The organism is Sphingobium sp. RSMS (assembly GCF_005406185.4).
Classification (GTDB): Bacteria; Pseudomonadota; Alphaproteobacteria; order Sphingomonadales; family Sphingomonadaceae; genus Sphingobium; species Sphingobium fuliginis.
In genome coordinates this window covers 2,806,311-2,829,740 of the sequence record NZ_CM191257.1, presented here as the reverse complement: position 1 = coordinate 2,829,740, position 23,430 = coordinate 2,806,311, and the positions used below count along the sequence as shown (strand labels likewise).

General features: G+C 67.2%; 18 protein-coding genes. 12 read left to right on the top strand and 6 right to left on the bottom strand.

The window, feature by feature from the left end; all coding sequences use genetic code 11:
• Nucleotides 1-12 precede the first annotated feature (12 nt).
• From EGM87_RS13645 to EGM87_RS13635, 3 genes are read right to left on the bottom strand one after another with little or no spacing between them, the layout of a single operon-like run.
• On the bottom strand, nt 13-855 hold the full coding sequence (locus EGM87_RS13645) for a sulfotransferase family protein (RefSeq protein ID WP_137710146.1): 843 nt from the start codon (nt 853-855) through the stop codon (nt 13-15).
• Entirely contained in the window at nt 852-2,108 is a 1,257-nt protein-coding gene (locus EGM87_RS13640) for a DegT/DnrJ/EryC1/StrS family aminotransferase (protein ID WP_137710147.1), read from the bottom strand. Before EGM87_RS13640 ends, EGM87_RS13645 begins: the two co-directional genes overlap by 4 nt.
• A gap of 15 nt (nt 2,109-2,123) precedes the next feature.
• On the bottom strand, nt 2,124-4,262 hold the full coding sequence (locus tag EGM87_RS13635) for a polysaccharide biosynthesis protein (protein WP_025550782.1): 2,139 nt from the start codon (nt 4,260-4,262) through the stop codon (nt 2,124-2,126).
• 402 nt (nt 4,263-4,664) lie between these two features.
• Between EGM87_RS13635 and EGM87_RS13630 the strand changes: the two genes are divergently transcribed.
• The 6 genes from EGM87_RS13630 to EGM87_RS13605 all read left to right on the top strand — a co-directional run bounded on the left by EGM87_RS13630 (nt 4,665) and on the right by EGM87_RS13605 (nt 10,590).
• Nucleotides 4,665-5,849, top strand: a complete 1,185-nt coding sequence (locus tag EGM87_RS13630; RefSeq protein ID WP_137710148.1) for a glycosyltransferase family 4 protein — start codon at nt 4,665-4,667, stop codon at nt 5,847-5,849.
• Complete coding sequence (locus EGM87_RS13625; RefSeq protein ID WP_137710149.1) at nt 5,846-6,442, top strand: sugar transferase; 597 nt, start codon at nt 5,846-5,848, stop codon at nt 6,440-6,442. The genes EGM87_RS13630 and EGM87_RS13625 overlap by 4 nt, the downstream gene beginning before the upstream one ends.
• Nucleotides 6,405-7,319 carry a formyltransferase family protein gene (locus EGM87_RS13620; RefSeq protein ID WP_048577224.1) on the top strand — a complete coding sequence of 305 codons (915 nt, stop codon included), beginning with the start codon at nt 6,405-6,407 and terminating at the stop codon, nt 7,317-7,319. Before EGM87_RS13625 ends, EGM87_RS13620 begins: the two co-directional genes overlap by 38 nt.
• Nucleotides 7,320-7,322: 3 nt before the next feature.
• Nucleotides 7,323-8,006: a PIG-L deacetylase family protein gene (locus tag EGM87_RS13615; protein WP_061934912.1), complete on the top strand. Its 684-nt coding sequence runs from the start codon at nt 7,323-7,325 to the stop codon at nt 8,004-8,006.
• A 343-nt stretch (nt 8,007-8,349) separates the two neighbouring features.
• On the top strand, nt 8,350-9,102 hold the full coding sequence (locus EGM87_RS13610; RefSeq protein WP_025550792.1) for a LuxR C-terminal-related transcriptional regulator: 753 nt from the start codon (nt 8,350-8,352) through the stop codon (nt 9,100-9,102).
• A gap of 105 nt (nt 9,103-9,207) precedes the next feature.
• Nucleotides 9,208-10,590, top strand: coding sequence for a lipopolysaccharide biosynthesis protein (locus EGM87_RS13605; protein ID WP_137710150.1), 1,383 nt, complete (start codon nt 9,208-9,210; stop codon nt 10,588-10,590).
• A gap of 240 nt (nt 10,591-10,830) precedes the next feature.
• On the opposite strand, the gene EGM87_RS13600 is transcribed toward EGM87_RS13605, so the two are convergent.
• Both EGM87_RS13600 and EGM87_RS13595 read right to left on the bottom strand, forming a co-directional pair.
• Nucleotides 10,831-11,565 carry a helix-turn-helix transcriptional regulator gene (locus EGM87_RS13600; protein WP_137710151.1) on the bottom strand — a complete coding sequence of 245 codons (735 nt, stop codon included), beginning with the start codon at nt 11,563-11,565 and terminating at the stop codon, nt 10,831-10,833.
• Nucleotides 11,562-13,835, bottom strand: a complete 2,274-nt coding sequence (locus EGM87_RS13595; protein ID WP_025550571.1) for a GumC family protein — start codon at nt 13,833-13,835, stop codon at nt 11,562-11,564. Before EGM87_RS13595 ends, EGM87_RS13600 begins: the two co-directional genes overlap by 4 nt.
• A 322-nt stretch (nt 13,836-14,157) precedes the next feature.
• On the opposite strand from EGM87_RS13595, the gene EGM87_RS13590 reads away from it, so the two are divergent.
• Nucleotides 14,158-15,135 carry a 2OG-Fe(II) oxygenase family protein gene (locus EGM87_RS13590; protein ID WP_044660459.1) on the top strand — a complete coding sequence of 326 codons (978 nt, stop codon included), beginning with the start codon at nt 14,158-14,160 and terminating at the stop codon, nt 15,133-15,135.
• 105 nt (nt 15,136-15,240) lie between these two features.
• Here EGM87_RS13590 and EGM87_RS13585 read toward each other — a convergent pair whose 3' ends face one another.
• A complete protein-coding gene (locus EGM87_RS13585) occupies nt 15,241-16,566 on the bottom strand; it encodes an O-antigen ligase family protein (protein ID WP_044660458.1) in 1,326 nt (441 codons plus the stop codon).
• Nucleotides 16,567-16,769: 203 nt separating this feature from the next.
• Between EGM87_RS13585 and EGM87_RS13580 the strand changes: the two genes are divergently transcribed.
• The 5 genes from EGM87_RS13580 to EGM87_RS13560 are packed head-to-tail and all read left to right on the top strand — an operon-like array spanning nt 16,770 to nt 23,314.
• Complete coding sequence (locus tag EGM87_RS13580) at nt 16,770-17,774, top strand: sulfotransferase family protein (protein WP_137710152.1); 1,005 nt, start codon at nt 16,770-16,772, stop codon at nt 17,772-17,774.
• Entirely contained in the window at nt 17,771-19,105 is a 1,335-nt protein-coding gene (locus tag EGM87_RS13575) for a pectate lyase family protein (RefSeq protein WP_137710153.1), read from the top strand. The genes EGM87_RS13580 and EGM87_RS13575 overlap by 4 nt, the downstream gene beginning before the upstream one ends.
• Nucleotides 19,102-20,268 carry a glycosyltransferase family 4 protein gene (locus EGM87_RS13570; protein ID WP_137710154.1) on the top strand — a complete coding sequence of 389 codons (1,167 nt, stop codon included), beginning with the start codon at nt 19,102-19,104 and terminating at the stop codon, nt 20,266-20,268. Before EGM87_RS13575 ends, EGM87_RS13570 begins: the two co-directional genes overlap by 4 nt.
• Nucleotides 20,265-21,953, top strand: a complete 1,689-nt coding sequence (locus EGM87_RS13565; RefSeq protein WP_137710155.1) for a type I secretion system permease/ATPase — start codon at nt 20,265-20,267, stop codon at nt 21,951-21,953. The genes EGM87_RS13570 and EGM87_RS13565 overlap by 4 nt, the downstream gene beginning before the upstream one ends.
• Nucleotides 21,953-23,314 (top strand): HlyD family type I secretion periplasmic adaptor subunit, encoded by a 1,362-nt coding sequence (locus EGM87_RS13560; protein WP_137710156.1) that lies wholly within the window; start codon nt 21,953-21,955, stop codon nt 23,312-23,314. Before EGM87_RS13565 ends, EGM87_RS13560 begins: the two co-directional genes overlap by 1 nt.
• Nucleotides 23,315-23,430 lie beyond the last annotated feature (116 nt).

The window sequence follows — 23,430 nt, the reverse complement described above, 5'->3', positions numbered from 1 at the left end:
GAGCAGCTACCGTCAGGCAGCCAGTTTCCTATCCTGCCTCCAATGGCTGAGGTCCCGTCCGATCAGCTCCTCCAGATCGGCGATGTCCCGCGCATAATAATCGACCATCCGCTGGCGGAGCGACGCCGGCAGGGGCGGATAGGCGATCTGCCGCGCGAACATGCCGCGCACCTTTTCGAACATCGCATTGCCGCGCAGGGGCCGCACCGCTTCCTTCAATGGCGCCAATGCGGTGCGCACGGGCAGGGGCAGGAATCTTTCGCTGCTGTCGTTGCGCGGGTCGGCACCCACCTGCGTCGAATAATGGCAGGGCGCGCCGATATGGTCGCTGACGATGGCGACGCTCGCTTCGGGCGCGGCCTTCACGTCCTCGAACAGCAGCACCTTGATCTGCTCGGCATCGAAATGCGTGAGCCAGCGGCGCAGATGCCTGGCGTAAAGCCCGTCCTCCAGAAAACGCGGCTGGTCGCTTGGCCGCCCGTCCAGATAATGTTCCGGCCCCTTCGTCACCGTGCCGCGCCGGAACAGCATCTTGTAATCCGAATAGGCGCGGTCGACCGGATTGCGGAGTTGCACCACCAGCCGCGCCTTGGGCAGGACGGCGGCAAGACGGGCGGGCGCGTCCTGATGGGCGAGATAATCGGCGGACTTTTCCCCCAGCATCTGGTCGGGCCGGGCGCCATCGAAGAAACGGCGGTAATGGTCCAGGCCGCGCGCATGGTCCTGGCTGAAGAAATGCGGCTCCGGCGCGGGCAGGTAGATGGCCGGGTTGTCCTGAAGCTGGTTGTGGATCCAGGTCGTCGCGCCCTTGACGGCGCCGATGATGACGAAATGCGGCAGGCGGTCGTTGGTCATCCTCTTTCCCCTCTTCGTCCGGATGGCAATTCCGCCATGGCGATCTCCAGGCAGTTGGCGAGGCGATGCATGTCGCCTTCGTCCAGCAGATGGTCGACCGGAAAGGCGATGCTGCGGCGGCCAAGATCCTGCGCCACCGGCAGGGCGCCGTCGCGGCGCACCTGCCGGTCCGCAAAGGCGGCTTCGCCCGTCATGTCGGCGCAGGAACCGCTGCCCACGGGCATGCCCATCTGCGCCATGCGGCCTATGATCGGCGTGGTTCCCGTCTCCCCTAGCCGGTCGGCGGCGATGGTCACATAGAGCCGGTAGAAGGCGTGACCGACCTCGGCAGGAATTTCGGGCACCTCCACCGCCCGATTGGCGCGCAGCAGCCGCATCAGGGTCGCGGCGTTGCGGCGGCGGGCGGCCAGCCAACTGGGTAGCTTGGCAAGCTGCGCCCGCCCGATGGCGGCTTGCATCTCCGTCATCCGCCAGTTGCTGCCGAAGCTGTCGTGCAGGTAGCGAAAGCCGTTCGTCGTGGCCGGCGCGAAGAATTTGTCCGGATTCTTGCCATGGTCCTTATAGGCCCAGGCCCGTTTCCAGTGCGTTTCCTGCCGCAGCAGGAGCATGCCGCCTTCCCCGCCGGTGGACATGATCTTGTCGGTGCAGAAGGAAAAAGCGGCGGCATCCCCAAAGCTGCCCACGGCCCGGTCGTGAAGGGTCGCGCCATGCGCCTGCGCGCAATCCTCGACCAGCCACAGGCCGTGTTCATCGGCCAGCGCGCGCAGCGCCGTCATGTCGCAGGGCCAGCCCGCCAGATGCACGCACATTATCGCCCGGCTGCGCGGCGACAGCATGCGGCGGGCGGATTCCGGGTCGATATTGTTGCTGACCGGATCGATGTCGGCAAAGACCGGCGTCGCGCCGACCGCGACGATGCAGGCCGCGCTGGCAAAGAAGCTGCGCGAGGGCAGGATCACCTCGTCTCCAGCGCCGACGCCCAAGGCCCGCAGCGCCAGTTCCAGCGCGACCGTGCCGTTGCTGACCGCGATGCCGTGGGGCATGCCGCAAAATGCCGCGAACTCGGCCTCGAAGGCGCGGTTTTGCTCGCCATGGACCATGGCATTGACCCGCCCGGTCTCCAGAACCCGCGTCACCGCCGCGATCTCGTCGGGCTCATGCTGCGGCCAACGCAGCGCGGCATGATCGAGCGGACTGAGGCGGAGCGGAAGCTGGGGCGGAATCTGGGCTTGGGCAGGCGCGGCTTGCATCATTGTTCCCCCAAAAAGTCAGGCGACATCGCGCGGCAGCGGCGAGGACAGGACGGCTGGAATGTCCGCGGGGCGCGGCGGCATCATCAGCAGCGTGTCGGAACTTTCCGCCGCCAGCCGCCGCAATATCTCCGCCCAGCGCGAACTGGCGGAGGCCGCGACCATCTCATGCGTCAGCCGCACCAGCTCATCCGCGTCGCCCGCCGCGATCAACCGGGCAAGCTGGGCGAAGCCCTCCACCAGCATCTCCAGCGGGATGGGGGAGGGCATGGCCTCGAAAATGCCGGGAATGGCGCTTTCGATCTTGTCCTCGCTGCTGTCGAACAGCTCCTCGAACAGCTTTTCGCCGGGACGAAGCCCGATGAACTTGATCGGCACGTCGATTTCCGGCCGCAGCCCGGCCATGCGGATGACGCGGCGGGCGATCTCCACGATCTTCACCGGCTCGCCCATGTCGAGGACGAAGATGGTGCCGCGTTCCGAATCCGTCTCCAATGCGCGGGCGCTGCTTTGCAGGATCAGCAGCACCGCCTCCTGCACCGTCATGAAGAAGCGTTCGATGTCGGGATGGGTGACGGTCAGCGGCTTGCCGCTGGCGAGCTGCTGCTGGAACAGCGGGATCAGCGAGCCGCTGGACCCCAGCACATTGCCGAAACGCACCGTCAGGAAACGCGGACTGTCCGGATCGCAACTGCCGATCAGGTCGAGCGCCTGGCAGTATAGCTCGCCCAGCCGCTTGGTCGCGCCCATCAGGCCCACCGGGTTCACAGCCTTGTCGGTCGACACCTGGATCATGGCGCGAGCCTCGAACTCGCAGACCGCGTCCGCGACGTTGCGGGTGCCCAGCACATTGGTGTGCACCCCGGCGCAGGGATTGGCCTCCACCATCGGCACATGCTTCAGCGCGGCGGCGTGGAAGACGATCTCCGGCCGCCGCCGCTCGAACACCTGCCAGAGCGCGGGGCGCTGGCGGATCGAGCAGAGTTCTGCGTGGAAGCGGACATGGGGAAATTTCTCCCGCGCCTCCATCTCTATGGCGTAGAGATTATATTCGCTGTGATCGAGCAGCACGATCTCCGCCGGGGCGTAATAGGCAAGCTGGCGCACCAGTTCGCCGCCGATGGTGCCGCCCGCGCCCGTCACCATGATCCGCGCGCCGGTGACCACCCGTTCCAGATAGCTGTGCTGCACCGTGATTTCCGGCCGCCCCAGCAATTCCGCGAGCGGCATCTTCTCTATCGCCATTCGGTCGCCGCTCAGCGGCTGGGCGCTGGTCCAGGGATTGCGGAAGCGGGAGACCACCAGATTTTCCTGCTCCGCCAGCGCCGCGATGCGCAATATCTGCTGCCGGTCGAGCCGCTCGCTGCTTTCCTGCACCACCAGGCTGACCGGCCGCCGGCCTGCGCGGTCGAGGTCCGCGACGATCCGGGGGAGCATCTCGGGCGAGCCCAATATCGGCAGTCCGCCGACATGCAGCCGCCGCTCATGCCCGTCGAAGGAGATGACGCCGACGATCTCCAGGCCCGAATGGGCGTCGGTGGGGACAAGGTCCGCCATGACCCGCGCCCAGTCCAGTTCGCCGAGCAGGAGGATGCGGCGGCGCGCCTGCACTGTCCGGCGGAGCCGCGCGGAGCGGACATGCTTGAAGAACTGCCGCCGCAGCACGCGCACGGCCAGCAGCGCCGCGACGGTCAGCGGCACGTCGACGGTCAGGAAGACGGTCATGGGCCCGCGCATCATTTTCTGCGGCACCAGCAATCCCGCGGTGATCATCCATATGAGCCAACTGCTGGCGAGCAGGCTGGCCGCCAGCGACAGCGCGTCGCCGATGGACAGGAAGCGCCAGCTTTGCCGATAGGTGCCGACGACGAACAGGACGCTGAGGTTCACGCCGACGAACAGGGCCATGAACCAGGGTTCCAGGAGTGTCCGGGGCATGGGCAGGTCGGACAGGATCAGCCGGGAAAGCACGAAGCTGCCCAGCATGATCAGCGCGTCCAGCGCCAGGATGACGGCCAGCCTGATCGCCCAGAAGCGCGTGGCGCCCCGCGCGGCGAAGGCGCGCGCGGCTGCGTCCAGTCGCAGGAGCATGGCGGCGGGCGGCGTTTGCGCAACGCTGTCCTGCCCGTCCGGCCTGGCTGATGCGATGTTCGGCATTCCGATGTCTCCGAGTCCATGGTCCGCCGGTTGCGGGGGCGGAGGGCTGCCTGGAGGCGCCACCCTGCATGCCGTCCGCAACCGACGGTGGCGCCAAGGCTATCGGAACGGGTGCATCGCGGTAATCGGTCGAGCGGACACTATCCTTTATCCCATGCGCAACCCGACCGGCGCGCTCTTCCGCCCATTGGGGCTATGCCACAGGCTCGATGGCGCCGGACGGCAGGGGCGGGCGGGCGCGGAGGGGAGGCGGATTGCCTCAAAGGGGTAATCTACCGATGCACCGCCGGGCTGCGGGGCGGGCTGTGATAGCTGTCTTCAAGAGTTGGATCTGTCCGCCCGCCTGAAGCGGCGGTGGGGTCGTGCGCAGCAACATATGGAAAACCGGAGGGCATAAGCGCCGTGAAAGTCGTGATCCTCTCCAGCCTGTCCTGGTCGCTGATCAATTTCCGCGGGGCGCTGATCGCCCGGATGATCGGGGAGGGGCATGAGGTCGTCGCCTCCGCCCCGGACGAGGAGCCGGAGGTGCTGGAAAGGCTGGCGCAGATGGGCGTACGCTTCCGCCGGACGCCGATGGCGCGGGCGGGCACCAACCCGCTGCACGATGCGCGCACTTTGCTGCATTACCGGCGGCTGATGCGGGCCGAGCGGCCCGATGTGGTGGTCGCCTATACGCAGAAGCCGATCATCTATGGCGGTCTGGCGGCACGGCTGTGGAGCCGGGCGCGCTATTTCGCGATCATGAGCGGCCTTGGCTATGTGTTCAGCGAGGAGGCGGATGAGCGCCGCTGGCTGCGCGCCGTCGTGTCCCGGCTCTACCGGATCGGCGTCGCCCGGGCGCGCTGCATCTTCGTCTTCAACGGCGACGATCATCGGCTGATGCGCGAAAGCGGGATCGTTTCGCCGTCGCAGCGGGTGATGCAGGTTCCCGGTTCGGGCATCGACGTGCGCCATTTTGCCGAGCAGGCGCTGCCGGAAGGGCCCTTCACCTTCCTGATGATGGGTCGCCTGATGCGCGACAAGGGCGTGGGCGAATATGTCCATGCCGCACGGATCGTCCGGGCCCGGCGCCCCGACGTGCGTTTCCTGCTGCTGACCCGGCCGGAGACGGAAAATCCGACCGGCTACACCGCCGCCGATCTCGACCAATGGCGCGCGGCGGGGCTGATCGAATTCCTGCCGGAGACGCGTGACGTGCGGCCCTTCATCGCGTCCGCCCACGCGTTCGTGCTGCCGTCCTTCTACCGGGAGGGCCTGCCGCGCACGATATTGGAGGCGCTGGCGACCGGGCGGCCCGTCATCACCACAGACATGCCCGGCTGCCGCGAGCCGATCCGGCATGGCGTCAACGGCCTGCTCGTGCCGCCCCGCGACGGGGCCGCGCTGGCCGCCGCCATGGAAACGATGATCGCCCATCCACGGCGTGTCGCGGCCATGGCCGCCGCAGCCCGGCGGACGGCGGTGGACATCTATGATGTGGACAAGGTGAACGCCATGCTGCTGGACATCATGCAATTGCGCGGTGCGGCCAGTGCGATGCCCATGCCAGCGCCTCCGCCCGCGCTGCTGGTGCCGGAGCGCGCATGACCGCCTGTCTGCGCCCGGCAGGATTGCTGGCGATCGGCCTTTTCGCGCTGCTTGCCCCCCTTCTGCTGCTGCTGTCCCTGCTGGTGCTGCTCTGCCTGGGGCGGCCGGTGCTGTTCCGTCAGGTCCGAAGCGGCCTAGGCGGCCGGCCCTTCGCCATGATCAAGTTCCGCAGCATGCGCGACCTGCGCGACAGCGACGGGGCCTTGCTGCCCGACGCCCGGCGGGTCACGGCCTTTGGGCAGTTCCTGCGCCGCTTCCGGCTGGACGAACTGCCCGAACTGATCAACATCGCGCGGGGGGACATGGATTTCATAGGCCCCCGGCCGCTGCTGCCCCACAGCATCGCCGCCATGGGCCGCGACGGCGTGGAGCGCGGCAGGGTGCGGCCCGGCCTGACGGGTCTGGCGCAGGTCAGCGGCAACACATTGCTGACCATCGAGGAAAAGCTGCGCTTCGACCTGCGCTATGTGCGCCACCGCAGCGCCCGCCTCGACGCGCAGATCATCGCCCGCACGCTGCTGGTGGTGGTCGGGGGTGAAAAAAGGATCGACTGGCATGCCGACGAAGCGCGCCCTCCTCATCGGGGCAGTTGAAACCACCCGGATCGCCTTCGAAGCGATCGCCCGCCACCCGGCATGGGACATGGCCGCCATCGTCACGCTCGATCCCGCTCTGGCCGGGCGCCATTCGGATCATGTCGACCTGCGGCCGGCGGCGCGGGAACGGGGCTGCCCGGTCATCCATGTCGACAATATCAACCGGGAGGAATCGCTGTCCGCCATCCGGGACGCGGGCGCGGACATCGCCTTCGTCATGGGCTGGTCGCAGATTTGCGGGACCGCCTTTCGCGCGCTCTTTCGCGACCGGGTGATCGGCTATCATCCTGCCGCCCTGCCCCGGTTGCGCGGCCGCGCGGCCATTCCCTGGACGATATTGCAGCAGGAACCGATCACGGCGGGAACGCTGTTCTGGATCGATGCGGGGACGGACACGGGCGACATAGTCGACCAGCAATATTTCCATGTCGCGCCGGACGAAACGGCGGCGACCCTCTACGCCAAGCATATGCGGGCGCTGGCCGTCATGCTCGACCGTGCGCTGGAACGGATCGCGGCTGGGGAGATGCCGCGCATGGTCCAGGACGAAAGCTGCGCCACCTGGGCCGCGCGCCGGACTCCGGCGGACGGGCTGATCGACTGGCGGCGGCCGGCCGGCGACATATTGCGCCTGATCCGCGCAACGGGCCGCCCCTATCCCGGCGCCTTCACCCGGCTGGGCGGCGCGGACCTCCGGATCTGGGCGGCGGCGCCGTCGGACATGGGCGGGCGTCACGCGGCCCTGCCCGGACAGGTCGTGGCGCGGACGGCGGACGGTTTCACCGTGCTCTGCGGTCAGGCCACCGCCCTTATCGTCACGCAATGGAGCGGCCCGGACAAGCCGCCCAAGCTTCACGCCATTTTGGGGGATTAGCCGATGTCGCTGCCGTTCAACGCCCGCCGGATCGCGGTCGTCGCGCCCCATCCCGACGATGAGATATTGGGATGCGGCGGCACCATGGCGCGGGCGGCATCCGCTGGGGCGGAGGTGCATGTCGTCGTCGTCACCCGCGGCCAGCCGCCGCTGTTCGACGAAGAGCTGGTGCGGCAGATACGCTCCGAAACCCTGCGCGCCCACGGGATGATCGGCGTGGCAGACACACGGTTCCTGGATTTCCCGGCGGCCGGGCTGGATCAGATCAGGCGAAGCGAACTCAATGCGGCGCTGTCGGAGGCGCTGTCGCGGATCGAGCCCGACCTGCTGCTGATCCCCTTCATCGGGGACATCCACCTCGATCATCAGATCGTCTTCAACGCAGCGCTGGTCCATGCCCGGCCGCGTGGGCCCGGCGGGCCGAGCTGCGTTATGGCCTATGAGACGCTATCGGAAACCAACTGGCTCGCCCCCGGCGTCACGCCCGCCTTCATTCCGAACATTTTCGTGGACATCAGCGAGACGATCGAACGAAAGATCGCCGCCTTCCAGGCGTTCCGGACGCAGGTGAAAGCCAGCCCCGACGAGCGGTCCATAGAGGCCATTCGAGCCCTCGCGACGCTACGTGGCGCAACCGTCTATCGTTCCGCCGCTGAAGCTTTTGTTCTGGTTCGACAAATTAATTAACATGTGTTACTTCGCGGGCGAATCGCTTCATTTGCGAAACGATGTCGCAACGGGCCCCTAGACCATTTGCGATACCACCAAAGTGGTAAGTTTGACTGCCGCTGGCGCAGCATATTGCACAAGTGGTCAGAAAAATTCAGCAACTTAACAATGTGTTAACGCCTTGTCGCGCGCACCCGAAATTTCCATTGTACATTCGGGGACTCTCACGGCACAAATATGTTACTGATAAGTTGTTGAAACGAAAAGAAAGGGTCGCACTACAGGCATTTGATTACTGGTCTTCTACATTCCGTTTGGGGCCTGCTTACGGACGTAGAAGAGATCATGAGGGGACCACCCAATGTCTTACCCAGTTAATGTGCGTCTGTTGTGCGGTAATGCGATCGTTCGGGAGGGGCTTAGCCGCATCCTGATGGAACGGGATTTCCGTGTAACCCAATATCCCAACGTGGCTACGGTGCTTCAGCAAGTCGAGGTGCCGGAAGAAGATACCGAACCATCCCTGTTGCTGATCGACGACGGAACCGACGCGATGGATGTCGAGACGCTGTCGGTTCTGCAGAAACGTTTTCCCTGTTCCTACCTTGTCCTTCTATCCGACCGATTCGATTTCCAGATCATGCTGAAGGCGTTCCGGCTGGGGGCTCTGGCCTATATCGTCAAGGAAATCTCCTGCGACCGGCTGGTGGCGACGCTGCGGCTGGTGGCCATGGGTGAGCGCGTCCTTCCACCGCAACTGGCGGACGAACTGCAATCCCGGCCCAGCCTGACCGATGCCCTGGAAGTCGAACGCCCGGTGGATGCGGCCTGCCTGTCCGACAGGGAACTGGAAATCCTGCGCTGGCTCATCATGGGATGCCCGAACAAGGTCATCTCCAAGCGGATGGACATCAGCGAGGCGACGGTGAAGGTCCATGTGAAGGCCGTGCTGCGCAAGCTGCGCGTCAAGAACCGGACCCAGGCGGCGATCTGGGCGGCCAATCACGGCATGCGCGGGCGCGTGACGGAAGTCGAACCCGAACTGCCCGTCGCCATTCCCCATCCGGCGCAACTGCCGGTGCTGGAGATGGCGGGCGTCGCAAGCCGCGCGTGATCCGCGCATTCCTGAGGCATCGCGCGCCGGCGCGATGATGCAACGAAGAATCTGGAGCGTGCGACAGGCGTCCGATGCGACGCCGCGCGTTCCAGGGGGATCGTCATGGCCTATGATGTGAAGGGCGTGCTGACCGCACGCGCCTTGCCGATGCTGCGCGGCCGGTTTTCGGGCTTCCTGGTCAAGGGAACCCGGGGCCGGCTGGTCGCGGTGGGGCATTTGCTGTCGGGCAATTTCCTGAACGCGCTGATCATGCTGGTCAGCGTGGCGATGGCGGCCCGGTCGCTGGGACCGGCCACCTACGGCGTCATGGTGCTGGTGCTGTCCTATAATCGCGTGGTCGAACGGATATTGCGCTTCGAATCCTGGCAGCCGCTGATCCGCTTTGCCGTGGAGGAAGAATCCAGGGGCTCGCCGCGCCGGATGCAGCGGCTTTACTGCTATGGCCTGATGCTGGACATGGGCGCAGCGGCGGTGGCGGCTGTCAGCGCGATTGGCCTGGCGTGGCTGTTCGGGCCGCTGTTCGGCCTCAAACCCCTGCATGTGGAGCTGGTGGCGATCTATTCGGTCGCGACCCTGTTCAACATCGCAGGCGTGCCGACCGCGGCGCTGCGCCTTTCCGGCCAGTTCAAGATGCTGGCCTATGCGCAGGTCGCGGGCAATGTGCTGCGCATCCTGCTCGCCTTCCTCTGCATGGTGACGCATGCCGGCGTGATCGGCTTCATGGTCGCGTGGACGGTGTCGCAGGCCCTGGGTTCGGTGCTGGTCTTCTGGGTCGGCTTCCGCGCCTTGAGACAGATGGGGATACCCAATCCGCTGCACGCCCGGCTGAAGGGGCTGGTGAAGGATTTTCCCGGCTTCTTCGGCTTCGCCTGTTCGACCAACCTGTCGCTCACCCTGCGCGTCATCACCACGGAAGCGGACTCGCTGTTCGTGGGCGCGGTGGCGGGCAGTTCGGCCGCGGCGGTCTATTATCTCGCCAAGCGCATCGCCAAGGTCGCGACCCAGGTCGGCGCTCAGGTGCAGGCGGTCGTCTATCCCGATGTCGCGCGGATGTGGGTGAACGGCAATATCCGCAATTTCCGGGCGGCCACGCTGCAGGTGCAGATGGCGTTGGCGGCGGTCGGCTTCGTCATGTTGGCTGGGGCCTGGCTGCTGGGACCGTTGCTCATCCGGGTCGGGCCGGGCGTGGCCTATTCGGAAACCTATATCCTGCTGCTGACGCAGTTGGTCGCGGTGATGCTGATGCTGCATGCCGCGCCTTCCCGGTCAGCGATGCTGGCGATGAACCGAAGCTGGACGGTCCTTGCGATCTCGGGCTTCGGAACGGCGCTGTTCGTGGCGGTCGCGGCCTATGCCGTACCCCGCTATGGACCGATCGGCGGGAATATCGCCCATGTCGTGCTGGGCGTGGTGACGGCCGTGTTGCTGGACGTGAGCTGGCTGCGGCGGGCGAAGCCCCGGCCGGTCGTGGCGAGCATGGGATGAGCCGGGCGGGAGGTGGCTATTTCAAGACCTTCCTTCTCCCTTGAAGGAGAAGAATAGGAAGCCTTCGCGACGAAGGAGCCTGGGTTGATTTGGAGGGAGGAAGCGGGTCTGCGGCTCGCGTGATCCGTTGGATCGCAACCCCCTCACCCAGCTACGACTAGGCAGCAAGCTGCCAAGTCTGCGCAGCCCTCTCCCTCAATGGATAGGGACAAAGCGGGTGTCCGCTTCCCACCCGTTCCGCTAATCCTCGCCCCCGCCCTTCAACAGATGCGCGACGATCTGGGTGCGGTTGGATGCGCCGTTCACCGCCATGATCGCCCGCACATGGACCTTCACCGTGCTTTCGCTGATGTTCAGCCGCTGGGCGATGTCCTTGTTGGATGCGCCCTGCGCGAGCAGGCGCAGCACGTCGCGCTGCCGCTTCGTCAGCAGCTTGAACCTGTCCACCGCCTGGGCGATCCGCTCGGCCAGGCCGTCGACCGCGTCCGGCTGGCGCCTGTGCAAGGTGGCGGCAAGCGCGGCCGGATAGACCGCCAGCCCCTCCTTCAGCAGGAACAGCACGCGCTGCATGCTGACGATGCCGGTGCTGGAGCGCAGCAAGGCCTGCGCCCCCGCCGCGATAGCCGCCTGCATCAGCGCTTCATTGCCATGGTCCGCGATCACCAGGATGGCAGCGGCGGGCCATAGCTGCTTCGCCTGAGCGATCTGCAGCGGCAGGGCGGCGCCTTCCAGTTCGGATTCCCCGGTCTGGAACAGGATGATGTCGGGCGGCTCGCCGGCTTCCGGCTGGTCCAGGCTGGATTGCTGCAATATCCGAACGCCCGCGGTCTCCAGCGCCACGGCAATGCAGGCCCGGCGAAGCGGGCTTCCGTCGAGGATCAGCAGATTGAGACGAAGGGCATCCTCTTCCACTATTACGCTTTCGAAACGAACAGAAGGCGAAGGCGCCTCCTGCAAAGGCGGCAGGCGGCTCATGCCGCCTTGCGCGTGAAGACGTGCCGGACGCGGTCCGTCCAGCTCTGGCGGATGGGGAAGCTGTCGGAATAATAGGCGGCCGATCCCATGTAGAACTGAACCGCGTCGCCATAGCCGCGACGGGCATGGTCCTCATAATCGACCTGGTTGAACACGGCCCCGACCACCTGGTTGTTCACCATCTGGAGCGAGGCGCGCAACTGTTCGACCGTCGTATGCCCCCAGCGCACGACCATCAGCGTCGAATCCGCCAGCGAGGAGAGAGTCCGCGCGTCGCGCACCGCCAGGATGGCCGGCGCGTTGATGACCACCAGGTCGAAGCGCTCGCGCAGATCGTCCAGCAGGCGGCCGACCTGCCAGCCCTGCACCACGGCGGCCGGATTGCGGATCTGTTCGCGGGTGCTGAGCACCACCGGCATCAGCGCGACGGGCGCCGCGCCTTCGGCGGCGTCATGGTCCACATGGCGTTCGGCCTGCGGGATCAGCCGGCGGCTTTCCTCTGCATGGGTCAGCACCTCGATCAGGTCCGGCGTGTCGGAACCGTCCTGGATCGAACGCAGGATGCTGGGGCCGGGGCGGCGCAGGTCGAGGTCGACCACGATGGCGCGGCGGCCCATGGACGCGGCGGCGGCCGCCAGCGTCAGCGCGACGCTGGACTTGCCGTCGCCCGGCAGCGGCGATGTCACCAGCACCCGCTGGCTGGTTCCCTGATGGGGCAGTTCGCCGATCTCGCTGGCCAGGTTGCGGGCCACCTCCGTGAACAGGGACTGCGGCTGGGTGGTCACCGGATTGTCCTCGATCGTGGTGCCGATCGATTCCTCCAGCTTCGGCAGCATCGCCAGCGTGCGAAGGCCGAAGAGGCGGCGGAGCTGGTCCCCGCTGCGCAGCCGGTTGTCGAACATCTCGATCCCCAGCACGATCAGGAAGGCGAGGACGGACGAGCCGACGAACGCGGCCAGCGCCATCTTCTTGGGCGCGGGCGCGACGGGCTGGAGCGGCACCGCCGCCGCCGAGACCATGGTCGAGTTGACGCCGGTGGTCTGCAATTCCGACTGCACCGTCTGGGCGCGCTGCGCCGTGGTGAGATAGGCCTGCCGCGCCACCTCCGCCCGGCGGTCGAGGATGGAGAGATCGACCAGATTGGCGTTGTTGCGGAAGGCGGCGCCGGTCATGGCGTTGAGCTTAGCCTGCAACTGGCCGGCCCGGGCAGAGGCAGCGTTCGCCTCCGCAAGCGCCATCGCCCGTTCGCGCCCGGCATCGGTGTCGTTCCGGGTCTGCTGGGTCGCGACGACGGAGGCGCGCTCCTGCACCAGTGCCCTGCTCACCTGTGCGATCTGGGCCGACAGCGCCTGCATCTGCGGATGGTTGGCGCCCATCTGGACGGAGATTTCGGAGCGCTGGCGGATCAGGTCGTCATATTGCTTCTGCAGATTGTCGAGCGCGGGGGAGGTCGCGCCCGCCACCGTCCGCATGCTGGCGGCGCGGCTGACGCCGGCGGCCTGCGCCTGCATCGCGCTGCTCATCGCGGCGGTGGACGCCGCCTCCACGGCGATGCGGTTCATCTGCTGATAGTCCTCCGCACTGCCAGCGCCCATCGGCATCAGGTGCTGGCGGCGGAAATCGGCAACGGCGCGCTCGGCCAGCTCCACTTCATGGGCGAGGCGCCTGGTTTCCTTGTCGAGCGCGGTGCTGAGACCGTTGCGCCATGTCTGGCGGCGCTGGGAGCGCATCTTCTGCAGGCTGTCGACGAAGCGGTTGGCGATGCGCGCGGCCAGTTCCGCCTTGCGCGACTGGACCGTGATGTCGATGAAGTCGGAATCGGTCGAACTGACTACGCGGGTGGTCTTGGTAAGCTGCACGGCCGCCTGCTGCACCGTCATCTGCACGCCATGGGTGAAGGCCTGGTTGCGATTGAGGTTGAGGTCGCGCACCACCTGCTCCGCCAGCGCCTGCGACCGGTACATGCGCGCCTCATTGGCGACGCGCTGCTGGTTGCGGGTCGCGTCGGCCTGGTTGGAACCGGTGGAATCGTTGAGCTCCACCTGCACGGTCGCCGTCGCTTCATAGCGATTGGGCAGTTGCAACTGGACGATCAGCACCACCACGACGCAGGCGATGACGATGCTGGCCACCAGCTTCATGTGGCGGTGGAGCAGGAACCAGATCTGCCGCGCGGACATCTGCTGCAACTCGAAGGACAGGTCGCGCGGCTTTTCCGCGCCGCCGCCCGGCGCGGCGCCATCGATCAGAGTGAGCTGTGCAGACGCCATGATAATCTCCCGGTCGCATCGGCGCGCGGACGCGCCCGCCGTCAGGGCCGTCCCAATGCAGCGATAGTGCGGGTTGCGGCGGAAGAGCGCAAAAGCGCATCGGGGACCGGCGATGCGCATAGGTGCTAAACCCTTCGGATCAAGGCGGGGGCCCATGTCCTGTCCTGACCGAAAACCCATCGATGGCGTCTCGAACCCGTCAGCAATGGGTCCTGAGCCTTCACATTTCTGATGCGTGTCTGACTATTCCGGATCGCCCCATTCCGCGCCATTGTGCGAAAGTTGATCGAGGATAAGAACGCTCCGCACGAGGGGACCGGCCATGATCGCGGAGCTGGCATATCAGGAACTGGAACCGGGATCGCTCGCCCGGCTGTTCGGGGCTGGCCATGCCGCGGTGCTGGTGCGTTGTCCGGAAATCGTGGCCGAGCTGTGGCACGGCCTGCTGGAGGACAGGGCGGAGCAGATGCCCTGGGAAGCGCCGCTGGTCGACATCGCCCGCAACTATCATGGCAGCGGCGACATCACCGCCAGCCTGGGCGACCTCTTCTACTTCCAGCCCGGACGCCATGGCTATATCGCCCGGAAAATGGCCCTGTCACGCGAGGCGGGGGAGGATCATGCCACCGTGCGTCCTGCCTATTTCGTGCAGGGTGGGGAGCATTATGCGCCCGGTCAGGCGCTGCTGGACCGGTGCTGGGCCATCGGCTGGCGGTTGATGGCGGCGCTCGCGCCGGAGGGGACGCCGCCTGGGGATTTCCATGTCGTGGTGCAAAGGCTGAAATATCAGGAAAGCGCGGGCGATTTCGAGCGGCTGGGCGCGCTGGCGCGCAATTCCCTGGGGCGCTGGGGCCGTGCGGGCTGCGCGCTGGATGAAAGGCGGTGGCAGGCGGCTGGGGTGCTCAGCCCGCGCGGCCTGTCCGACCTCTATGGCCTGTTGGCCGATGTGCCGGTCCTTGGGCGGTTGTTGCAGGGCATCAACCGCCTGTTGCTGCGCCGCGACCGTAGCAGGGACATCGCGCCGGGCCAGAAGCTGATCGAGGGCGCGCATTTCGACTATCGCTATTTTTCCGCCCTGTGCGGCGAACGGACGCAGATGCTGACGCAGGTCTTTGCCGGCGGGCGATGGATAGACCTGCCGATCGACCGCGCGACGCTGGCCGTCTTCCCCGGCAGCATGGCGACGCAGGCCTATGGCATGCGGCACGTGCTGCACCGCGTGCTGCATGTGGAGAAACCCGGCCAGACCGGCGGCGATCCGCGGACGGACAATGTGACGCTGCTGATCGGGTCGGCTTAAGCGGAGACAGTAATGAAGGGGACAGGGATTTTCACCATTGGGTGAGTGCCTTCGCGGGAGCATGTCGCGTTTCAATGGGCAAAACCGATTGAATCCCGTCCTTGCCTATAATTCAGGCAGGGGCTGCGGCCCGACAGGCCGCGCATAGATCAGCCGCGCCGCTTCCGGCCTTGCCTTGCGGGGGACATAGATCGTCGCCAGCGCCACCATCACCGGCATCACCCACATGCGCGAATACATGTGCGGGTAGGACAGGGTGTAGATCAGGAACACCAGCACCACCGCCACCGCCATTGCGCCCTTGTCGCGGCTGGTGCGCAGTCCGTTCGCCGCCAGCAGGGCGATCAGCCCCAGCAGGACGATCAGCCCGCAAAAGGCGATCGCCCCGCCCTCGTTCCAGATCAGCAGGAACAGGTTATGCACCGGATTGTCATAGGCGCTGAGTTCGCGATAGCGGTCCACGCCCATGCCGATGACGGTATAGTCCTCGGCAAAGCCCCAGGCTTCCTCCATGAGCTGCGACCTGTTGAGGAATGTCCCCGCCTGGTTGATGTCGCCGCTTTCCACGGCATTGCCGACGCGCTCCTGGAAAGCCTTGGGCAGCGGGGCGCCGCTGGCGAAGAACAGCCCGGCCGCCACCGCCACCGCCAGCCCCAGGCGGAAGATGTAGCGCACGCCCATCAGCAGCAATGTGGTGAAGATCGCCAGCAGCGAGGCAGAAAATCCGGTGAAGGACGCGCTCAGCATAAGGCCCCAGAGCAGCAGGATCAGGCAGGCGACTCCGGCAAGGCCACCGATCAGCCGATGGCGCATCGAATAGAGCAGCATCGGCAGCGAGAAGGCGACCACCGCGCCGTTGGGATTGGGCTGGCCCGCCATGGACCCCAGGCGCCCATTGCCGGTGATGAAGCCGTCGCCCAGCCAGTGCAGCGTGTCGTGATAGGTCAGGAAGGCGCTGGCGGCGATGCCGACCGCTTCGGAACAGGCGATGCCCAGCATGAAGATCAGCGGCGCCTTGCGGATCGTGCCTTCCTCCTGCTGCATCAGCAGGATCGGGATGCAGAGGAAGGCGACTGTATATTGCAGGGCGATGTTCACCCAGCGCAGCGGATCGCCGTTGATGATCGATCCGATGAACAGCCCGCCCAGCATCATCACCAGCCCCGCAAGCCAGAAGGGCGTAAGCGAGCGGAAGGGCGTGACGCTCAGCCGCCCGCGCAACGCGGAGATGGAGAAGCTGATGAGGAAGAAGAGGTCGGAAAAGGTGAGATTGATCTGGCCGACGCGCAGCAGGCCCCAACCGCTGAGGAAGATCGCCGTCATCAGGCACCAGCGCGCGATCCTGTCCCAGATTTCCTCATGCGCCGCGAAAATATCCGTCGCGGCGGCGGATGCTGGACCATGGGAGGCGGGGCTGGCGAGAGTCGTCACGGTGGCATAGGCTGGGCCTGGCGACCGCTCCGCGCAAACGCCCTTCGGGGCAGGGCATCGGGCGATTCCAGCCAGCCCGCCTTATCCGAATTTGCCGGAGGATCAGCCTTGTGATCCGTTGAAATGGCCTTGGGACTGACGGGATAACGGCAGCCCGAGCGCCGCCGGACCGGCAGGCGTCTCGTGCGACGAGGATAAGCCTGGTGACGGATGCGATCCTGCCCCTGCGCGACAGCGAACCGCCGGCGACGGTGGAGCGGACCGTCGATCCTTCGACTCGTGCCGCGCGGCAGGGACCGGTCAAGCTGATCTATGTGGCCGGCTATGGGCGGAGCGGGACGACCCTGCTCGACATCGCGCTGGGCGAGCATCCGGCGATCATGGGCGCGGGTGAGGTGACGACGCTGGCGCGGCATGTCTGGGACCGGGGTGAATATTGCGCCTGCGGAGCGCGGGTGCGGCACTGTCCGCAATGGCGCGCCATCGTCACGGGTTGGACGCAGGGCGAGCCGGATGGGTTTCTGGCCCGTTACCGCCGCGCACAGGAGCGGACGGAGGCGCTGCTGGCCCCGGCGCGGCTGCTGCGGCTGCCGGGATGGCGGGGCCATGCTCGCCGGACCGTGAAATTGCTGCGCGGCATGGCGCTGGTGTCGGGGCGGCCGATACTGGTCGATTCCTCGAAGCTGCCCGGCCGGGCCTTTGCGCTGGCCGCCATGCCGGGCATCGACCTGCATGTCGTGCACGTGGTGCGCGACGGGCGCGGCGTCGCCTGGTCGCTGATGAAGGGGCATGGCCGCAGCGTCGAGAAGGGGGTGCAGCGCGAATTGCGGCCCAAGCCCCTGCTTTACACCGCCCTGCGCTGGTCGATGGTGAACATCGCCGCGGAGATGCTGTGCCGCCGGGTCGGGCCGGGGCGCTGCATCCGGGTGCGATATGAGGATTTTGTCGACGATCCACGCGGCATTATCGGCCAGATCGTCGCGCTGGTGGGGGAAATGCCACATCTGCCCGCCACCGGCCTTACCCCCTTCGCGCCGCAGCACCAGGTCGCGGGCAGCCGCCACCGCATGCAGAAATCGCTCAGCATCAAGGGCGACGACAAGTGGAAGCGCGAAATGCCGGGGTGGAAGCAGCGGCTTTTCACCCTGTTGTGCGCGCCCTTGCTGCGACGTTACGGCTATGCGCTGCGCAGCGGGGACGAATCATGAGGCGGCGGCTGATCGGCATGCTGCTGCCCATTGTGATGGCGGGCTGTTCGGGCGCGGGCAGCGAATCGCGGGCGCAGCCGGTGAGGGGCGAACCCGCCTTTCCCGGCGCAGTCGGCTATGGCGCGGCGGCCAGGGGCGGGCGCGGCGGGCAGGTCATCGCCGTCGATACGCTGGCCGACGGCGGTCCGGGCTCCCTGCGCGCCTGCATCGAAGCCACGGGCCCGCGCGTCTGCATATTCCGGGTGAGCGGCACGATCCGCTTCACCACGCGCCCGCCGGTGATAACCAACCCCTATCTCTCCATAGCGGGGCAAACGGCGCCGGGCGGCGGCATCGTCATCGCCCATGCGGGCGGCGCGGAAGGGCGCACGCCGATCCTGATCAAGAACACGCACGACATCGTCATCCGCCATATCCGCGTCCGCAACGACCGCACCGGCGCCCATCGCGGGTCGGAAGACAGTTTCACCATAGAGAACAGCCATCAGGTCATCATCGACCATGTGAGCGCAAGCTGGGCGCGGGACGAGCTGATCAACGGCTATGGCGACAATGACTGGATCACGATCAGCAACTCGATCTTCGCGGAGGGGATACCGCGGCACGACAAATGCGCGCTGCTGGCGAGCGATCCCAGGGGGCCGCAGCATTTAAGCTTCATCGGCAATATCTGCGCCCATAATGGCGACCGCAATCCGGACCTCAATTTCCCCCCCGGCTCCTGCGCGGAGGTGATCAACAACATCCTCTATAACGGCCAGTCGGAATTTGCGGAGATATGGGAAAGCTTCGGCGGCGTGCCCGTCTCGCTGATCGGCAACAGCTTCGTCGCGGGGCGGAACACCCGGCCCGACACGATCGGCGTGGCGCGCAACGTCATGGGGTCGAAGGGGACGGCGAAGGTCTATCTGGCCGACAATCGTTTCGACGGCGATTTCGTCCATCTCTCTCCCCTGCTGAAGGCGGCGGAGGTGGACCGGCCGCCCTGCCCGCCGACCATCGCCGCCGAACCGGCCGACGCGGCCTACAAGGCGGTGCTGAGCGACGCCGGCGCCTTCCCCCGCGACCCGTTCGACCGGCGGATCGTCAAGCAGGTGCGCGAGCGCAAGGGGCATATCGTGAAGCAGCCCGGCCTGATCGACGATCCGGAACCGGGGAAGCCCTATGCCGACGCGGACGGAGACGGCATGGACGACCGGTGGGAGGCGGAGCATGGCGCCGATCCGCGCAAGGCCGATCCATGGGCCGATGCCGACGGAGACGGGCTGGCCAATCTCGACCAGTTTCTGGACCAGCGGGCGCGCGACCTGATGGACGGGGTGACGCCATGAATGCGCCCTTGCCCCGCCTGACGCCTGCGGATGCCGCGCCGGACGAGCGCCTGCGCATCTGCTTCCCCTTTTCCGGAGACAGCATCGGCGGCAGCCATATTTCGGTGCGGGGGCTGATCGGGCATCTCGACCCGGCGCTCTACCGTCCGCTGGTGGTGACGGAGGTGCCCGGCGGCATGATCGCCAATTTCTTCGCCGGGCATGAGCAGATGGACGACCCTGCCGCCCACGGGCTCTTCGTGCCGGGCGAGGCCTTCACCCTGCGGAAATTCGGACGGACGCTGGGCGGCGTTCTGCCGCGTGCCCGGTTCCTGCGGCGCAACCGGGTCGACATCGTCCATGTCAATGACGGACGGAGCAGCGCCAACTGGGCGTTGCCGGCGCGGCTGGCCGGGGCGAAGCTGATCTGGCACCATCGCGGCGATCCCGGCGCGCTGGGCCTGCGCCTGCTCGCGCCCGCGCTGGCGCATCGGGTGCTGGCGGTTTCGTCCTTCGCTTTGCCGCCCGCCGGCATCTGGTCGGCGCGAAACCGGGCCTCGGTGATCCACAGTCCCTTCGACACGACGCTGGAAGTGGACCGGACCAGAGCGCGGGACGCGCTGATCCGCGAGCTGGGCGTATCGCCCGATACGTTGCTGCTGGGCTATTTCGGCGCTTTCGTGCCGAGGAAGCGGCCCCTGCTGTTCGTCGACATGATCGCCCGGCTGACGGACGCGACGGGAGGGCCGGTCATGGGCCTGATGTTCGGGGAGGCGCGCGTGCCCGCCATGGACATCGCCCTGCGCAGGCGGATCGCGGAAAAGGGCGTGGAGGATCGGGTGAGGGTGATGGGCTATCGCACGCCCGGCCCCTTCTGGATCGCCGCCTGCGACCGGCTGGTCGTGCCCGCCGTGGGCGAGCCGTTCGGGCGGACACTGGTGGAGGCGATGCTGGTCGGCACGCCCATCGTCGCCGCCCGGTCCGGCGGCAATGTCGAGGCGCTGGAGGGCGGCATCGGCCTGCTGGTCGAGCCGGACGACGCCGGGGCGCTGGCCCGGGCCTGCGCCGATCCGGGCGACGTCCGCGCCATGGCCCTGCGCGCCCGTGCCGATGCCCGCGCCCGCTTCAGCGAGGCCGCGCATTGCGCCAAGGTCTGCGCCATCTACGAAGCGTTGCGGCCATGATGGGCGTGGTGAAGCGGCATTTCCTCTGGGCGGCGCTGTTCAGTGCGCTCGCCAATCTGCTGTTCCTCGCGCCGACGCTCTACATGCTGCAAATCTATGACCGGGTCGTGCCGACGCGGGGCGGGACCACGCTCGCCTTCCTGACGGTGGCGCTGCTGCTGGCCTATGCCACCCTCTCCCTGCTGGAATATATCCGCTCGCGCATATTGGTGCGGGCGAGCATCGGGCTGGACCGGCGGCTGGCGCGGACGCTGATCGCCGCCACGCTGCGCCAGCAGGCGGGGGAGGGGATCGTGCGCAGGAGCCGCCAGCCGATCCGCGAATGCGACCAACTCCGCCAGACGCTGACCGGTCCGGCCATGTTCGCGCTGTTCGACGCGCCGTGGACGCCGATCTACATCCTCGTCTGCGCGCTGATTCACCCGCTGATCGGGCTGATGGCGCTGGCAGGCAGCCTGACGCTGGTCGCCATCGCCTGGGCCAGCGACCGGGCGACGCGCCGGCCCCTTTTGCAGGCCAATGCCGCCGCGAACCTGTCCTACAGCAGCCAGGAACAGACGATGCAGGGGGCCGAAGCGGTGCGGGCGCTGGGCATGCAGGGCGCGATGGTCCGACGGCACCTTGCGGAGCGGGAGGACATGCTCGGCTGGCAGGCGGAGGCCAGCTTCGCCGCTGGCAGCCGCATGGCGGTGAGCCGCTTCCTGCGCAACATGCTGCAATCCGGCGCGCTGGGACTGGGGGCGTTGCTGGCGATAGACGGGCAGATTTCCGGCGGCGCGATCTTCGCCTCCTCCTTCCTGCTGGGGCGGGCGGTGGCGCCGGTCGACCAGCTTGTGGGAAGCTGGCGCAGCTTCGTCGCGGCGAGGGCCTCCCATGGGGAGGTCATGGCCTGGCTCCACGGCGCGGCGGACGACATGCCCCAGACCAGCCTGCCTCGCCCGAAAGGCCAGGTGGATGTGGAGCGCGTGACCATCGAGGACCCGCATTCCCAACGGCTGATCCTCAACAACCTCTCCTTCACGGTCGGACCGGGGGAGATGGTGGCGGTGATCGGCGCGAGCGGCGCGGGCAAGTCCACGCTGGCGCGGCTGGTGGCGGGCGCCATCGCCTGCGACCGGGGCGAAATCCGCATCGACGGGGCGGAACGGTCGCAATGGGACGGCGATGCGCTGGCGGTGCATGTCGGCTATATGCCGCAGCAACTTTCCCTCTTCGCCGGGTCGATCCGCGACAATATCGCCCGCTTTGCCGATCCGGACGCCGACGCGCGGATAGACGCCGACGTCATTGCGGCGGCACAGGCGTGCGGCGTGCATGAGATGATCCTGCGCCTGCCGCAGGGCTATGACACCGTGCTGGGCTGGGGCGGCATGGGGCTGTCCATGGGCCAGACGCAGCGGATCGCGCTGGCCCGCGCCCTGTTCCGCGACCCGGCGGTGCTGATCCTGGACGAACCCAATGCGCATCTCGATTCCGATGGGGAGGCGCAACTGATCGCGGCATTGGCCAGGGCCAAGGCGCGCGGCGCAGCGATCATGGTGACGGCGCACCGGACCGGCCTGCTGGGACCGGCGGACCGCATACTCGCGCTGGACAATGGCCGCATGCGGATGAGCGGGCCGCGCGATCAGGTGCTGGGCGCGCTGACCCGTCCCCGTCCCGCGCCCGTGGCGGGAGCGGCCTGATGCTGATGCGGACCACGCGGCCCCTGCTGTTGCCGCCGCCCGGCCCGCCGCCGCCGGTGGCGGTTGACCCCAGGCCGGAGGTGCGCGGCGGGCTGCTGGTGGCGGCGGCGTTTTTCCTGCTGTTCCTCGGCTGGGCGGCCTTTGCCCGGCTGGACGCGGCGGCGCTGGCGCCGGGCCGGACGACCGTGGCCGGGCAAAGGCAGAGCGTGCAGCATCGCGACGGCGGCATCGTCGCGGCGATCCTGGTGAAGGAGGGGCAGCGCGTCCGGCAGGGCGAAGTTCTGATCCGGCTCGCCGCGCCTGCCGTGGCCGCGCAGGAACGGGTGCTGGCGTCTCAGGCGATCTGGCTGATCGCCCAGCGCGCCCGTTTGCGCGCCGAACAGGCCGGGACGGGGATGGAGGCGCCGGTGGAGTTCCGCACGCTGACCGGGGACGACCGCGCCGATGCGCAGGCGGCGACGCGCGCGCAGCAGGCGCAGATGGCGGCGCGGTCGGCGCTGCTCGGCACGCAACAGGGCGTGGCGATGCATGAGGGGAGCCAGGCCGGGTCTCAGGCCGTGGGCTATCGCGAGCAGGTCGCCTCCGTGATCGAGCAGGAGCGGCTCATCACCGACGAACTGGAGAGCCTGCGCACCGTGGCGGAGAAGGGCTTCGTCAGCAAGACGCGCATCCGCGCGCTGGAGCGGGCCAGGGCGGACCTGATCGGCCAGCGCGGTCGCCTGAGCGCGGCGCGCGACAGTGCGGCCAATATGGTGGGCGAAGCGCGGCTGAAGGCGCTGGAGGCGAAGCAGAATCTGCAGGAAAAGGTGACCTCCGACCTGCGCGATGCCGAAGCGCTGCTGGGCGACGTGCTGCCCAAATGGAGCGCGGCGCGGGACGAACTCGCCCGGACGCAGGTGCGCGCGCCGGTGAGCGGGACGGTGGTGGGCCTCAGCGTGCATACGGTGGGCGGGGTGATCGCGGCGGGACAGACGCTGATGGACATCGTGCCGCGCGATTCCGCCGTCGTGATCGAGGCGCGCTTCTCCCCCGCCGATGTGGACGATCTGGCGGTGGGGCAGAAGGCGGAGATACGCTTCGCCGGCTTTCCGGGACGCAGCCTGCCGATCATAGAGGGCAAGGTGACGCGCATATCGGCGGACAGCTTCGTCGAGGAGAAGACGGGCATCGCCTATTTCGCGGGAGAAGTGACCATCGCCCCCGATCAGATCGCGCTGATCCGGCAATATCGGGAAGGCGATTTCGCGATGAAGCCGGGCATGCCGGTGGAGGTGGTCGTGCCGCTGCGGCGGCGGACGGCGCTGCAATATATGATCGATCCCCTTGCCGATACGATGTGGCGCTCCTTCCGCGAGCAGTAGACGTTGTTCCTACACCCATAGGCGCACTCCCGAAGGTGTAGGCGCTATCCCTAAGACCCCACCGCTTCCGCCCGATTTGCCGCTAAGGATTCCGGACCTTTCACAAGGACGCTGGA